Origin of the sequence: Nonomuraea sp. NPDC050153 (assembly GCF_044460125.1) — a bacterium.
Classification (GTDB): Bacteria; Actinomycetota; Actinomycetes; order Streptosporangiales; family Streptosporangiaceae; genus Nonomuraea.
In genome coordinates this window covers 604969-619198 of sequence record NZ_JBITJQ010000003.1, presented here as the reverse complement: position 1 = coordinate 619198, position 14230 = coordinate 604969, and the positions used below count along the sequence as shown (strand labels likewise).

Annotated in this window: 15 protein-coding genes; 6 read left to right on the top strand and 9 right to left on the bottom strand. The window is 69.7% G+C overall.

The window, feature by feature from the left end:
- Positions 1–17: 17 nt before the first annotated feature.
- The 3 genes from ACIBQ1_RS11405 to ACIBQ1_RS11395 all read left to right on the top strand — a co-directional run bounded on the left by ACIBQ1_RS11405 (position 18) and on the right by ACIBQ1_RS11395 (position 2075).
- Positions 18–638, top strand: coding sequence for a phosphotransferase (locus ACIBQ1_RS11405; RefSeq protein ID WP_397276538.1), 621 nt, complete (start codon positions 18–20; stop codon positions 636–638).
- 54 nt (positions 639–692) lie between these two features.
- Positions 693–1772, top strand: coding sequence for a serine hydrolase domain-containing protein (locus tag ACIBQ1_RS11400; protein ID WP_397276537.1), 1080 nt, complete (start codon positions 693–695; stop codon positions 1770–1772).
- Between the two features lie 87 nt (positions 1773–1859).
- A complete protein-coding gene (locus ACIBQ1_RS11395; RefSeq protein ID WP_355369618.1) occupies positions 1860–2075 on the top strand; it encodes a hypothetical protein in 216 nt (71 codons plus the stop codon).
- Here ACIBQ1_RS11395 and ACIBQ1_RS11390 read toward each other — a convergent pair.
- Entirely contained in the window at positions 2057–2329 is a 273-nt protein-coding gene (locus ACIBQ1_RS11390) for a hypothetical protein (protein ID WP_397276535.1), read from the bottom strand. The two genes, ACIBQ1_RS11395 and ACIBQ1_RS11390, sit on opposite strands and share 19 nt — an antisense overlap.
- 57 nt (positions 2330–2386) lie before the next feature.
- Positions 2387–3010, bottom strand: coding sequence for a TetR/AcrR family transcriptional regulator (locus ACIBQ1_RS11385; protein ID WP_397276534.1), 624 nt, complete (start codon positions 3008–3010; stop codon positions 2387–2389).
- Positions 3011–3090: 80 nt separating this feature from the next.
- Between ACIBQ1_RS11385 and ACIBQ1_RS11380 the strand changes: the two genes are divergently transcribed.
- Both ACIBQ1_RS11380 and ACIBQ1_RS11375 read left to right on the top strand, forming a co-directional pair.
- On the top strand, positions 3091–4518 hold the full coding sequence (locus ACIBQ1_RS11380; protein ID WP_397276532.1) for a DHA2 family efflux MFS transporter permease subunit: 1428 nt from the start codon (positions 3091–3093) through the stop codon (positions 4516–4518).
- Positions 4519–4526: 8 nt separating this feature from the next.
- A complete protein-coding gene (locus ACIBQ1_RS11375; RefSeq protein WP_397276530.1) occupies positions 4527–5291 on the top strand; it encodes an SDR family NAD(P)-dependent oxidoreductase in 765 nt (254 codons plus the stop codon).
- A 29-nt stretch (positions 5292–5320) separates the two neighbouring features.
- Here ACIBQ1_RS11375 and ACIBQ1_RS11370 read toward each other — a convergent pair whose 3' ends face one another.
- From ACIBQ1_RS11370 to ACIBQ1_RS11360, 3 genes are all read right to left on the bottom strand, one after another.
- Positions 5321–6475, bottom strand: a complete 1155-nt coding sequence (locus ACIBQ1_RS11370; RefSeq protein WP_397276528.1) for an RtcB family protein — start codon at positions 6473–6475, stop codon at positions 5321–5323.
- Positions 6476–6595: 120 nt separating this feature from the next.
- On the bottom strand, positions 6596–7519 hold the full coding sequence (locus ACIBQ1_RS11365) for a hypothetical protein (RefSeq protein WP_397276527.1): 924 nt from the start codon (positions 7517–7519) through the stop codon (positions 6596–6598).
- The gene (locus tag ACIBQ1_RS11360; protein ID WP_397276525.1) at positions 7516–8484 is read right to left on the bottom strand and encodes a helix-turn-helix domain-containing protein; all 969 of its coding nucleotides are present in this window, start codon (positions 8482–8484) and stop codon (positions 7516–7518) included. The genes ACIBQ1_RS11365 and ACIBQ1_RS11360 overlap by 4 nt, the downstream gene beginning before the upstream one ends.
- A gap of 70 nt (positions 8485–8554) precedes the next feature.
- On the opposite strand from ACIBQ1_RS11360, the gene ACIBQ1_RS11355 reads away from it, so the two are divergent.
- Positions 8555–8878, top strand: a complete 324-nt coding sequence (locus tag ACIBQ1_RS11355; RefSeq protein WP_397276523.1) for a cupin domain-containing protein — start codon at positions 8555–8557, stop codon at positions 8876–8878.
- A 565-nt stretch (positions 8879–9443) separates the two neighbouring features.
- Here ACIBQ1_RS11355 and ACIBQ1_RS11350 read toward each other — a convergent pair.
- From ACIBQ1_RS11350 to ACIBQ1_RS11335, 4 genes are all read right to left on the bottom strand, one after another.
- Positions 9444–9914, bottom strand: a complete 471-nt coding sequence (locus tag ACIBQ1_RS11350; RefSeq protein WP_397276522.1) for a hypothetical protein — start codon at positions 9912–9914, stop codon at positions 9444–9446.
- A 778-nt stretch (positions 9915–10692) separates the two neighbouring features.
- Positions 10693–11433, bottom strand: a complete 741-nt coding sequence (locus ACIBQ1_RS11345) for a succinate dehydrogenase/fumarate reductase iron-sulfur subunit (RefSeq protein ID WP_397276520.1) — start codon at positions 11431–11433, stop codon at positions 10693–10695.
- Positions 11430–13352, bottom strand: coding sequence for a fumarate reductase/succinate dehydrogenase flavoprotein subunit (locus ACIBQ1_RS11340; protein ID WP_397276518.1), 1923 nt, complete (start codon positions 13350–13352; stop codon positions 11430–11432). Before ACIBQ1_RS11340 ends, ACIBQ1_RS11345 begins: the two co-directional genes overlap by 4 nt.
- Entirely contained in the window at positions 13352–14101 is a 750-nt protein-coding gene (locus tag ACIBQ1_RS11335) for a succinate dehydrogenase cytochrome b subunit (RefSeq protein WP_397276516.1), read from the bottom strand. Before ACIBQ1_RS11335 ends, ACIBQ1_RS11340 begins: the two co-directional genes overlap by 1 nt.
- Positions 14102–14230: the final 129 nt, after the last annotated feature.

Here is a 14230-nt window from a genome sequence, read left to right as displayed (position 1 = left end):
GGCCAGAATCGACCCTTGTGAAGCACGGGTACACCAACAGCACATTCGGCGACGGCGCCCTGGTCGTGAAGTGCTACCAGGGCCCGGAGGCGGCGTTCCGGCTGGGCACGGAGAGCAGATACCTGCGCCGGCTGCGCGGCCGGCTCCCGGTCCCCCGTGTTCACGAGGTCACCTCGACCAGCCTGACCACCCGCTTCGTCTCCGGCGTCCACGGCCAGGACCTCATCGACGAGGGGCACGCCGCCGAGGTGCTCACCGAGTGCGGCCGGATCCTGTCCGGCATCCACCGGCTGGGCATCGCGCACGGCGACTTCGGCCCGCAGAACATGCTGTTCGACCCGGCCACGTTCCGGACGACCGCGATCCTCGACTGGGAGTGGGCCCACCCCGGGCGCCCGGTCGAGGACCTCGCGTGGTGCGAGTGGATCATCCGAACCCACCATCCGGAGCACGTCCCGCTGCTCTCGCGCTTCTTCGCCGCGTACGACGGGCCCGTCCCCTCATGGGAGGAGCGCCAGGAGGCCATGGTGGCGCGCTGCCGCGGCCTGCTCGAGTTCTGCGCCCGCTGGGAGGCCGGCGGGCCGGGCGAGAAGCTCTGGCGCGAACGCCTCGACACCACGGCCGCCTGGACCGAATAGCGGTATGCCAAAAATCCGTGGCCCGCCCGCGGGCGCCCAGGTTAGTTTCCGTCCATGGCCGAGATCCATGGCACGTGCGAAGACCGCTTCGGCGAGGTGCGCGACCTGCTGGCCGCCTCCCTGGCCAAGGACGACGTCGGCGCCTCGGTGGCCGTCTACCTGGACGGCGAGCCGGTGGTGGACATCTGGGGCGGACACGCCGACGTGGCCCGTACCGCTCCCTGGGAGCGCGACACCATCACCAACGTCTGGTCCACCACCAAACCGATGACGGCGCTGTGCGCGCTGATCCTCGCCGACCGGGGCGAGCTCGACCTGGGCGCGCCGGTCGCCGCCTACTGGCCGGAGTTCGCCGCCGCGGGCAAGGAGGGCGTGCTCGTACGCCACCTGCTCGCCCACACCGCCGGCCTGCCCATCTGGGACGAGCCGATGACGGTCGAGGACCTCTACGACTGGCCCCTTGCCACGACGCGGCTGGCCGCGCAGGCACCGCTCTGGGAGCCGGGCACCGAGGCCGGATACCACGCGATCACCCAGGGCTTCCTGGTCGGGGAGGTCGTCCGCCGCGTCACCGGGCGCAGCCTGGGCGCCTTCTTCGCCGAGGAGGTGGCCGGGCCGCTGGGGGCCGACTTCCACATCGGCCTTCCCGCCGAGCACGACCCCCGGGTCGCCCCCATCATCCCGCCCCATACACCTTTTGCGCCCCCGTCCGACATGCGCGCCAATCCCGTGGTGCGGCCGGAGGACGTCAACGCCACCGGCTGGCGGCGCGCCGAGATCCCGGCCGCGAACGGGCACGGCAACGCCCGCTCGGTCGCCCTCGTACAGTCGGTCCTGGCCTGCGGCGGAACGCTGCACGGCGTGCGGCTGCTGTCGGAGGCGGGCTGTGCGCGTGCCGTCGAGGAGCAGTACCTGGGCCTCGATCGCGCCCTGGGCATGCGCATGCGGTACGGCATGGGCTACGGGCTGTTGGAGCCGCGCACGTGCTTCTGGGGCGGGATGGGCGGCTCGCTGGTCGTGATCGATCTCGACGTCCGCATGACGGTGGCGTACGTGATGAACCAGATGCACGCCGCGGTCGACGATCGCGGCATGAATTTCGTGCTGGCCGCCTACGGAGGGCTGTCCTCGTGACGGTTTTGTGGCCGCTCTGTAGCCGTCTTATAGGGCCGTCCATGATCGTTGTATGCGAGAGCCCCCCGCAGAAAGGGAAGATCACGTATGCGCGTTCGTGCAGGTATCGTCGCCGCAGGTATCGCAGCACTGGCCGCCATCGGCATCGCCGCCCCGGCGCAGGCGGCCGCCTGGACATACATTGGCGAATACACCAGCTACAGCAAGTGTGTGGACATGGGTCAGAGCTACCAGCGTGAGGGCTGGGACGAGTACAAGTGCACGCTGAACGGCACCGGCTGGTACTACCTCTGGGTCAGGTAGTCCCCATTCCCGGCGGCGCCTCCTCGTAAGAGGGGGCGCCGTTCGCGTGTCCGGGGCCTGGCGATCGCGGCGGCCTGGCGCTGGAGGGCGGCGAAGTCGTCGAGGTCCTGCTCCGACAGGCCCGGCAGCGCGTAGTGGAAGACGGGCTTGGGCGGCTGGGCACGGTCGGCGAACAGGAACGGCAGCCCTTCGGCGACGTCGCCGTGCAGCTCCTTCAACGTGCGGGCGGACATGCCGCCGGCCATGCCGTCCACCAGGTGCGGGGGCTCCCCAGGGTAGAGCGGGACGATGGCGGGGCCTTGTCGCCGAGATCAGTCAGCGCCCCAGGCGTCGAGGAAGGCCCGCACCGCGGCGCGCGCCACCTCGCGCAGCTCGTCGTCCGGGATCGTACGGGTGCCCATCTGGGAACGGGCCTCCAGCGGGCCGACGAGCAGGGCCATGAACTGCTCGGCCGCCGTGTCGGGGTCGGTGGCGCGCAGGCGGCCCGCGAGCGCGAGCCGGGCCATCCGGTCGGCGAGCGCGCGGTTGAGGCGGTCCGGGCCGCTCTCCTTGACGATGTCGAGGATGTCGGGGAAGCGGATGATCTCCGAGTAGAGCAGCCGGCGCAGCGCGCACGAGCGGCCGTCGGTGTGCAGGCGGAGCAGCTCGTCGGCGACGCCCTCCAGCGTGGCGCGCAGGTCCTCGCCCGGGTCGGCCAGCGGCTCCAGTGCGGCCAGCCGGGCGTTCAGCGTCATCTGCGCGGCGACCTCGATGGCGTTCCTGAACAGGGTGGCCTTGTCCGTCATGTGGTTGTAGACCGTCGGCTTGGCCACGCCCGCCTCGTCGGCGACGTCCTGCACGCAGGCCTGCGCGTAGCCGAGCCGGGCGAACACGGCGAACGCGCCCTCCAGGATCGCCTGCCGCTTGTCGATGCGCCCGCGCGAAGTGGTGACCATACCTCCGAATTGTACCCGCCAGTTCAACTTCATGGACGTACGAGTTGCGGTCGAACGCATGAGGTAACTAGTTTGAACTCATGAGTTCAAATTCGCCGGACGACCGTCTGGACGCACGGCTGCTGGGCATGATCGGCGTGATCCTGCTCGGCGGCCTGCTGGGCATCCTCAACAGCACGATGGCCGCCGTCGCCATCGACACCCTGGCCGCGACCTTCGAGACCTCGCTCAGCACGATCGGCTGGACGTCCACCGGGTTCCTGCTGGCCGTGACGGCCACCATCCCGTTCACCACCTGGGCCGTCGACCGGTTCGGCGGCAAGCGGCTGTGGCTGGCCGGGCTCGCGCTGTTCCTCGCCGGATCGCTCGGCGCCGGGCTCGCCTGGAACGTGGGCACGCTGATCGTGTTCCGCGTGGCGCAGGGCCTCGGGGCCGGGCTGCTCGACCCCCTCGTGCTCATCCTGCTGGCCCGCGCCGCCGGGCCGCGCCGGGCCGGACGGGTGATGGGCCTGATGGGCGTGGTCCTGTCCCTGGGGCCCGTGCTCGGGCCGATCGCGGGCGGGGCCGTGCTGGCCGGCCTGTCATGGCGGTGGATGTTCCTGCTCAGCGTGCCCTTCGGCCTGGTGGCGCTGCTGCTCGCGCTGCGCGTGATCCCCGCCGACGAACCGGCCGCCGAGACCTCGCCGCGGCTCGACGTGGCGGGGCTGGCACTGCTCGGCCCCGGGTTCGCGGCCGTCGTCCTGGCCCTCTCGCAGACGGCCGAACAGGGAGCGCTCACCGCCTGGCAGGCGCTGCTCCCGCTGGGCGTGGGCGTGCTCCTGCTGCTCGCCTACGCGACGCACGCCCTGCGCGACCGTCGAACCCCACCGCTGATCGACCTGCGGCTGTTCACCAACCGGGGCTTCACCGCGAGCGTCGCGATCATGGGGCTCGGCGGGCTGGCCCTCTTCGCCGCCCTGTTCGCCCTCCCCCTGTACTACCAGCAGGCCCACGGGCACGGCGTGCTCGCCGCCGGGCTGCTGATGGCGCCGCTCGGGCTCGGCGGCGCGGTGGCCATGCCGCTGGCCGGGCGGCTCTCGGACCGGATCGGCGCCCGCGGGCTGGCCGTCGGCGGCGCGCTCGTGGCCGGGTTCAGCGCGTTCGCGTTCACCCGGATCGGCGCGGACACCCCCGAGGTCTGGCCGGCGCTGGCGGCGTTCACGATCGGGCTGGGCAGCGGGTGCTTCAGCGCGCCCACGATGGGCTCCCTGTACCGGGCGCTGCCGCCGTCCATGGTGGCGCAGGGCAGCTCGGTGCTCTACATGCTCAACCAGCTCGGCGCGGCGCTCGGCGTCGCCGTGGTCACACTCGTCCTCCAGACCGCCGGGGACGTGATCGCCGGATTCCACGGCGTCTTCTGGCTCAGCGTGGCCGTGATCGTGATCATCCTGGCCGCCGTCCCGCTGCTGCCGGGCCGGCCCCGTACGGAGGCCGTACCGGAAGCGGAGCCCGCGAGGAGCGCGTCATAAGGACACTGGTGATCAGCGGCGGCACGGACGGCATGGGACGGGCGCTCGCCCGCACCTACCTCGAACGGGGCGACACCGTGGCCGTCATCGGGCGCGACAGGTCCAAGGCGCTCCCCGGGGCGGTGTTCATCCCGGCGGACCTGAGCCTGATCAGCGAGAACCGGCGGGTGATCGCCGAGATCAACGCCGAATTCCCGGCCGTGGACGCGCTCGTGCTGTGCGCGCGCTACTTCCGCACGCACCGGTTCGTGACGGCGGAGGGCTTGGAGGGGACGTTCGCGCTGGAGTATCTGAGCCGCTTCCTCCTCAGCCACGGCCTCACCGCGCCCCGCCTCGTCGTGAACGTCTCAGGCCCCGGACAGCCGACCGACCTCATCCGCTGGCGCGACCTCATGCTCGAACGCGGGTACGACGGCATGACCGCCCAGTTCCAGGCCGGCAAGGCGAACGACCTGCTGGGCGTGGCCTTCGCCGCCCGGCACGGCAGCCGTACCCGCTATGTCCTCATGCATCCCGGAGGCGTCTCGACGAGCGTCGCCGGCGAGTACGACGCGGCGACCGCCGCGCACGTGGAGGCGCTCAAGAGGCACGGGCTGCCGGTCGAGGAGGGCATCAGACCGATCGTCACCCGCATCGACGACCCGCCCGCCGAGCCGCTCAGCGCCTTCATGCGAGAGCGCCGGATCGGCCTGGACCCCCGGCTCTTCGACCCGGCCGCCGCCGAACGGCTCCACGAGCTCACGCTGAAGATGGTCGATTCGACCGGATCGTGAGTGCTCTGCCGCCCGATCGGCGGCAGAGCCTACCCCTTGTAGTTGAAGATCTGGCGGAGCGTGTGCTGGACCTCCACGAGATCCCGCTGGTCCGCCATCACCTGGTCGATCGACTTGTACGCCTCGGGGTGCTCGTCCACCAGCGCGGCGGCCCGATCCGCGTTCCAGGTGCGGCCGCTCATCGCCGCCTTGAGCGAAGCCGCGGACAGCTCCCGCTTCGCCTTGGTACGCGACATGCGGCGGCCCGCGCCGTGGGAGCACGAGGTGTACGACTCGGGGTTGCCCCGACCGCGCACGATGTACGAACGCGTGCCCATCGAGCCCGGGATCACGCCCTCGTCACCGGTGTCGGCCTTGATGGCGCCCTTGCGGGTGATCCACAACGTCTTGCCGTAGTGGGTCTCCTGCTGGGTAAAGTTATGATGACAATTGATCGTACGGACCCGCTCGCCCTTGCCGACGACCTTGAACAGGGCGTTGATCAGGACCCTGTCCATCCGCGCCCGCGAGGCCATGGCGTAGTGCTGCGCCCACAGCATGTCCTCGATGTACGCGGTGAACTCCGGCGTGCTCTGCACGAGATACGCCAGGTCCGGGTCCTCCAGGCCGACGTGCTGCTGCTTCATCAGCTTCTTCGCGCCGATGATGTGCATCTGGGCGAGCTGGTTGCCGATGCCGCGCGACCCCGAGTGCAGCACCGTCCAGACGTGGTCGCGCTCGTCGAGGCAGACCTCGACGAAGTGGTTGCCCGAGCCGAGCGTCCCGAACTGGTCGCTCACCTTCTTGCTCTGCTTGGGGGTGAGGTGGGTGTGCGGGAGCCCGAGCTCGCTCAGCGCGCGGTCGACCGTCGGGTCCTCGTGCCCCTTGCCGACCCCGGCGGGGATGCGGTGCTCCACCATCGGCATCAGCGCGGCGAGGGTTTCGGGCAGGTCGGCGGCCGTGAGCGTGGTCTCGGTCGCCACCATGCCGCAGCCGATGTCCACGCCGACGGCGGCCGGGATGATCGCGTTCTCCGTGGGGATCACCGAGCCGACCGTCGCACCGATGCCGACGTGCGCGTCGGGCATGAGAGCGACGTGGCCGGACACGAATGGCAGGCGTGCGGTGCGAGCGGCCTGCGTGATCGCGCCTTCGTCGATCTCGCTGGCCCACGACAGCAGGTTCGGTGCGGGCTGGTTTGGCATGGGATGAAATCTCCTCACTGGTTCTTGATCAGTGTGGCGTGACCAGGAAGGATTTCCCATCCATTTTATCGAAGACGGGTTTGAGGGGCGGTTCGCAGCCGCCGGGCGGCGCGGGTCGGGTCAGTCCCCCGAATACATGCGGCTCAGGTCCACGAGCTCCACGTCCGCGCGCCCGCGCGCCGCCTCCGCCAGATCGCCGGTGAATCCGGAGCGGGCGAACAGCAGCAGTTTGGGCTGCTCGCCGATCCGGGTGTCGGGAAGCAGCGCGCGCAGATGTTCGAGCCGCTGGAGCTGGGAGGCGTCCATGGGCGTGAGGGTGGCCTTGGCCTCGCCGATCGCGATGATCCGATCGGTGGCGAAGGAATTGGTCTCGGTCACCACGATGTCGAGCTCGTGTCCTTCGCGGTGCGCTCGGCAGGGGATTTCGCTCGGGCGTACGGCACCGGCGATTCCGCCGAGCGTGTCGCCGGAGGCGTGCAGGAAGCACCACTCCCGGGCGAGGTCCTCGAAGTGGGGACCGTAGATCTTCGAGGCCACCGTGTCGGCGTTGGCACGCCAGACGCGGGCGGCCTGGCCGCTGACGAGCTCGGGTTCGCGGCGCTGCGTGATCAACTGGTGCAGGCGGACGATCGGCTCGGCGATGCGGAAAACGCTGCGCTTGTCGCGCAACGCGTCGTCGACCTGCTCGACGAGGCCGATGCTCCGCAGGCCGTTGAGCAGATGCGCCAGCGCGCTCACGGGACGGCCGAGGGCGGCGGCGATCTCGGAGCGGCGCCGGCTGCCCGCGCTGATGGCGCTCAGCGTGGCCGCGTACGAGGTGGGGTCGGAGATCGAGGGCTCCTCCCGGAGCAGCAGCCCGCCTTCGCGAAACATCGCCGAGGCGGGATTCAGCAACCGCCGCTGCACCCATCGATCGAACCCGTCCAGGTCGGCCGGCCCCGACCCGCCGCACATCTCCAGGTAGGCAGGGGTGCGGGTGTGCTCCTTCGCGTACCCCGTCGGGCTCAACGCCTGCTGCAAGTACGACGGCAGCGCCGGCGTCACAAAGACGTGCCCGGCCCCGGGCGACCGAAGGAGCGGCGGTAGGCCGCGGGCGTGGTGTGCACCATCGCGTGGAAGCGCCTGCGGAGGTTGGTGGCCGAGGACAGGCCGACCCTGGTCGCGATCGTCTCCACGGGGAGGTCTGTCTCTTCCAGAAACGTGCGGGCCGCCATGATGCGCTGCTGGAGCAGCCATCGGCCGGGCGCGACGCCGAGTTGGCCGGCGAACCTGCGGGCGAGCGTGCGCGGGGAGATCCGGGCCTGCGCGGCGAGGTCGTCGACGGTGAGTGGTTCGTGCAGCCGTTCGACGGCCCAGTCCAGGACGGCCGCCAGGGACTCCGGCGGGTGGCCGGCGAGGGCGGGAGCGGCGTACTGCAGTTGCCCGCCCTCGCGATGCGGGGGCATGACCATGTGCCGGGCGATCTGCGCGGCGTGGGCGGCGCCATGGTCGGTGCGGGCCAGGTGCAGGCACAGGTCGATGCCCGCGGCGGTGCCGGCGCTGGTGGCGACGTCGCCGAGGTCGATGTACAGCGTGTCGGGCTCGACCTGGACGTCGGGGAAGCGGGCGGCGAGTTCGGCGGCGATCCGCCAGTGGGTGGTCGCCCTGCGGTGCGCCAGCAGTCCCGCCTCCGCCAGGAGGAAGGCGCCGGAGCAGATCGCGACGATGCGGGCGCCGCGCCGGTGGGCTCGCCGTACGGCGTCGATCACGGCGGGTGAGGCGGGTTGTTCTCTGAGATGCCAGCCGGGGATCACCACGGTGCCGGCGGTCTCGAGCGCGGCCAGCCCCTGGCCGACCATCATGTCGTAGCTGGCCAGGGTCGGCACCGCGCCCGGATGCTCCGCGCACACGCCGAACGCGTAACGGGCGGGCAGGCCGGGGCGGCGCGTGCCGAAGACCTCGGCGGCGCACGCCAGCTCGAACGTGGACTGCGGCGGCAGGACCAGGGCGACCACTCGATGAGCACTCATGGCAGAAAAGTACTCGTAGGCGTCATTCCAGACACTGGGCCGGCACGGTCGGCGCCGCGACGATGGGCCCATGACGCACGAGTCCAGTGATGTTCAGATCCTGCACGTTGACGAGGTCGAACCGGTGGAGGTCGTCCCCGGCATCATCCGGCGGCGCCTGCCGGCCACGGAATGGGCGCGCGGGTGGATGTACGACTTCGCCCCGGGGACCGAGTGGCCCGAGGTGGACGTACACGAGGGAGAGGAACGCTACTACGTGATCTCGGGAGAGTTCATCGACCGGGGGCAACGCCTGGGGCCGGGCAGTTATGTGGTGTTCGCGCCCGGGAGCACGCACCGCCCGCGCACCGAGTCGGGCGCGCGCATGCTCGGCATCAGCATTCTCGCCCGGTAGCCCTCGGCCGGCTCGCCCGGGATCGACCAGACGGGCGAGTTCGCGCCTGAACGGGGCGTGGGCCCGAGACTTCGCCACGCGTTCCATCGAAGGCCGTCGGCGGGCCTAGGTCGGACCGGCACCGTCACCGTCACCGTGCTCCCCCAGGCGGTTCCGGGCCGCCAGAACGGCCGCCGGCCCGCAAGCGCGACCAGCACGACAAACCCGACCGCCGACTATTCGGTGTCTTTGGGATGTCGGGGCGAGGCATAGATCACCCAGACTGTACGAGCCGCGTCATCGATGAGATACCGCACACGACCACCGCTTGTGACCTCGAACTCCCACTGTTCCAAGTCCTTGACGTTGTGGCGATGAGTCGCGAGATCGCCACGTAGACGATGCTGACGGTCAGGGCTGAAGCGTGAACGGGGATCAACCCGCAGGACCTCGAAGCATCGGCGCGTATTGGCCAAGGCGTGACGGCACAACTCCTCCCAGCCCCGGACCGCGTCGCTGGCACCGAACCGGACATCCCACTCATCATCCGGAGGCGGCACCGTGACTCGATCTCCACGCTTCGGGCTCATGCCGTAACCTGCACCGGCCCGAAGTCACCGCTCGTGGGCTTACAGGCCTCGGCATGGTGCGCGGGGTCGGCCTTGATTCTGGCGGTGGCCCGCCAGCCCGCGATGACCTCTTGGGTCGTGACATCGACGTCCAACTCGGCCGCATCGGAGAGCGCTTCAACCAGTTCCAGAGTGAAGGCGCGCAGTTCGTCCGGGGACAGGTGGCGCACCCAGGGGAAGACTTCTGGCATGGCTATGACCAGCACACGCGCGGTGGGGTCGTGCTTGATCAGGGCGAGAAACAGCCGGGACGCGGTAGCAAACGTTCGTTCACGCTCCTCTTCGCGGTCCGCTGCGGTCAAATAGAAATCAGGAGCATCCCGATGCGTGATCCGCACACGTCCCACGCGCGCCGCCCGCTCGGCGACTGCCCGAGGGTTTCTTGACAGGTCAGAAAAGGTCACTGCGTCGGCATGACTGGCGCTCACGCCATTAGCGTATGTCAGAACACGTTCTGATGTGAGCGCCTATGGGGATCCGTGCCCGCCGAGCACTCCGCACCCAAGTGCGTTGCCTGCTTCAACCCGCAACATCGTCAGGTGACGAGAAGAACCCTCGAAAAACTCGACGACCGCCATGAGGCGGCCGGCAGCACGCGCCGCGTTGCTCCCTCGTTGGCGACCGAGCGGGGAAGCCTCGTTGCTCGATTCCGCTGCCCAGGCACACCTTGGCCCGCCTGGCTGAGCTCGCGCTCTGCCGGGCACCGTCTACGGTGTGACCACAGCCCGCACGGCCGATCCGAGGCGTCCAGAGACGCCAACCGCTCTCATGCCCACTATCCGGGCCGCCGGCGAACGCGTCGTGTGGCGCTGAAGACCTGGAAGGTGCCGGCCAAGCCGAACTGCTGCCCACACCGCGCGGCCGCGGTCGTGCAGGCAATCCTTTGTTCCGCAGCTCCTCGAAGAAGACCGCTGCTCAAGATGAGACGGGCTCGTTCCAACACATTGTCGAATCGCCGCAAGGTATGCCCCGGCTGGGCGAAGACTTTGGTCCGGGGTGGGCCCCAGCGGGCCCAGCCGGTAACCGGGCAACGGGTGGGCTGACCAGTCGCCGGAGGCGTGGGGTGCGCCGATAGGCGCCTTGATAGGAAACAGCCTGAGCCCCGAGCGCGAAGCGCTCCCTTTTGGGAAGCTCTTTTTGCTCGGGGCGGGCATCAGACGGCCCACTTTCCAGATGGGCGACGGGTGGGTGGAGCCGCGCGACCTGCTACTTGGCGTTGGCCTTCAAGTAGTCGGTGTTCATGCGGGCGATGGTGTCCAGCGGGATCCCCTTCGGGCAGACCGCCGTGCACTCTCCCGTGTTCGTGCAGCCGCCGAACCCCTCCGCGTCCATCTGGTCCACCATGGCCTTGGCGCGGGACAGGCGCTCCGGCTGGCCCTGGGGCAGCAGGCTCAGGTGGGTGATCTTGGCGGCGGTGAAGAGGGAGGCCGAGCCGTTCGGGCAGGCGGCCACGCACGCGCCGCAGCCGATGCAGGTCGCCGCGTCGAAGGCCGCGTCCGCGTCCTCCTTGCGTACGGGGATGCTGTGGGCGTCCGGGGCCGAGCCGGCCGGGACCGAGACGAAGCCGCCCGCCTGGATGATCCGGTCGAAGGCGCTGCGGTCCACGACCAGGTCCTTCACGACGGGGAAGGGGGCGGCGCGCCACGGCTCGATGGTGATCGTGGCGCCGTCCTCGAAGTGGCGCATGTGCAGCTGGCACGTCGTCGTCGCGCGCTGCTCCCCGTGCGCGACGCCGTTGATGACCATGCCGCACATGCCGCAGATGCCCTCGCGGCAGTCGTGGTCGAAGGCGATCGGGTCGTCGCCCTCCAGGATGAGGCGCTCGTTGAGGACGTCCAGCATCTCCAGGAAGGACATGTCCGGGGAGACGTCCTCAACCCGGTAGGTCACCATCCGGCCGGAATCGGTAGGGCCGTTCTGGCGCCAGACCTTGAGGGTCAGATTCACTTGTAGCTCCGCTGGGTCATCTTGACGTACTCGTACTCGAGCGCTTCCTTGTGCAGCACCGGCCCGTCGGGCGTGGACTCCCAGGCCGAGACGTGGGCGAAGTGCTCGTCGTCGCGCAGCGCCTCGCCGTCGGCGTCCTGGGACTCGGCGCGGAAGTGGCCGCCGCAGGACTCCGTGCGGACCAGGGCGTCCAGGCACATGAGCTCGGCCAGGTCGAAGAAGTCGGCGACGCGGCCGGCCTTCTCCAGGACCTGGTTCAGCTCCTCCGCCGTGCCGCTCACCTTGACGTTCTGCCAGAACTCCTCCCGGAGCTCGGGGATGCGCTCCAGCGCCTTGCGCAGCGACTCCTCGGTGCGCTCCATGCCGCAGTAGTCCCACATGAGCTTGCCCAGCTCGCGGTGGTAGGAGTCGGGGGTACGGGTGCCGTTCACGGACATGAGCCGGTCGATCTTGTTCCGGACCTGGATCTCGGCCTCCGCCACGGCCTCCTCGTCCACGTCGCCGAACGGCCCGGCGGCCAGGTAGTCGCCGAGGGTGGTCGGGAGGACGAAGTAGCCGTCGGCCAGCCCCTGCATGAGCGCCGAGGCGCCGAGGCGGTTCGCGCCGTGGTCGGAGAAGTTGGCCTCGCCGATGACGAACAGGCCCGGGATCGTGGACTGCAGGTCGTAGTCCACCCACAGCCCGCCCATCGTGTAGTGGACGGCCGGGTAGATGCGCATCGGCACGTCGTACGGGTTCTCGCCGGTGATGCGCTCGTACATCTCGAAGAGGTTGCCGTACTTCTTCTCCACGGCGTCGCGCCCGAGACGCGCGATGGCGTCCCGGAAGTCCAGGTAGACGCCCAGACCGCCGGGGCCGACGCCGCGGCCCTCGTCGCAGACGTTCTTGGCGGCGCGGGAGGCGATGTCACGCGGGACCAGGTTGCCGAAGGCGGGGTAGATCCGCTCCAGGTAGTAGTCGCGCTCCTCGTCCGGGATGTCCCCGGGGGCGCGGGTGTCGTTCTTGCGCAGTGGCACCCAGACGCGGCCGTCGTTGCGCAGCGACTCCGACATCAGCGTCAGCTTCGACTGGTACTCGCCGGAGACGGGGATGCAGGTCGGGTGGATCTGCGTGTAGCAGGGGTTGGCGAAGTACGCGCCGCGCTCGTGCGCCCGCCAGATCGCCGTCGTGTTGCAGCCCTTGGCGTTCGTGGACAGGAAGAACACGTTCCCGTAGCCGCCCGTGGCCAGCACCACGGCGTCGGCGATGTGGCGCTCGATCTCGCCGGTCACCATGTCGCGCACGATGACGCCGCGCGCCCGCCCGTCGGAGACGATCACGTCGAGCATCTCGTGCCGGGTGTGCATGGTCACGGTCCCGGCCGCGATCTGCCGCTCCAGCGCCTGGTACGCGCCCAGCAGGAGCTGCTGGCCCGTCTGGCCGCGGGCGTAGAACGTACGGGAGACCTGGGCGCCGCCGAAGGAGCGGGTGTCAAGGAGGCCGCCGTACTCGCGGGCGAAGGGGACGCCCTGGGCCACGGCCTGGTCGATGATGTTCACCGAGACCTGGGCCAGGCGGTAGACGTTCGACTCGCGGGCGCGGAAGTCGCCGCCCTTCACCGTGTCGTAGAAGAGCCGGTAGATGCTGTCGCCGTCGCCGCGGTAGTTCTTGGCGGCGTTGATCCCGCCCTGCGCGGCGATGGAGTGGGCGCGGCGCGGCGTGTCCTGGTAGCAGAACGACTTGACGTTGTAGCCCAGCTCGCCCAGCGTCGCCGCGGCCGAGCCGCCCGCCAGGCCGGTGCCGACCACGATCACGTTGAGCTTGCGCTTGTTGGCGGGGTTGACCAGCTTCGCGCCGAACTTCCGCTTCTCCCACCGCTCCTCGATGGGCCCGGCCGGAGCCTTGGTGTCCCGAACTTCGGGGCCTTCCGTGTATTTCATTACTTCACAACTCCGAAGGTGATCGCGAGCGGCGGCGCGAGGAACCCGATGACCAGCACGGCGGACACCAGCCCGGCGACCGGCCGGAGAGCCTTGTTCCGCGTACGGTTGGCCCAGCCGAGGGTCTGGAAGGCGCTCCAGATGCCGTGCCGCAGGTGCAGGCCGACCATGACGACGGCGACCACGTAGATCAGGGTCACCCACCACCGGGAGGCGTCGAAGCCGGCGACCATCCGGTCGGCGGGCGCGGAGTCGAAGCCCTTGGGGTTGACGACGCCGAAGGTCAGGTCCAGCAGGTGCCAGACGAGGAAGAGCAGGATCGTGAGGCCGCCGAACCGCATGATGTGCGTCGCGTAGCCGTTGGCCTGCGACTTCTTGGCGACGTACTTGACCGGCCTGGCCTGGCGGGCGCGCCGGGCCAGCGAGATCGCGGCCCACATGTGCAGGACGACAGACGCGACGAGGACGACCTCGACCAGGGTCAGCACGGTTCGGTACGGCGCGATCGGCTCAAGGAGCGTACGCAGCGCGTGGGCGTACTCGTTGAACGAGTCCTTGCCCAGGAAGATCTTGAGGTTGCCCAGCATGTGGAGGAGGAGGAAGAGCACCATCACGGCCCCCGTGACGGCCATGACGGCTTTCTTGCCGTTCGACGAGCGCAGGAACCCGCCGGGCCCCCTGCTCGACGGGGCGTTCTTGCGGGCGGTAACGGGCGCGGTGGCTGCGCCGCGCTCTATCGTGGCAGTCACATCTTCAGAAGCTAGGTATCCAGCAATGATCCGTCCAAGTCATGACGGGTCTGGTTTCGATAGCCACCGGCTATGATGCTTGGTTTGTACGGTCGCCCCCCACGGAATGACGCCGGTCGGTGCGAGGAA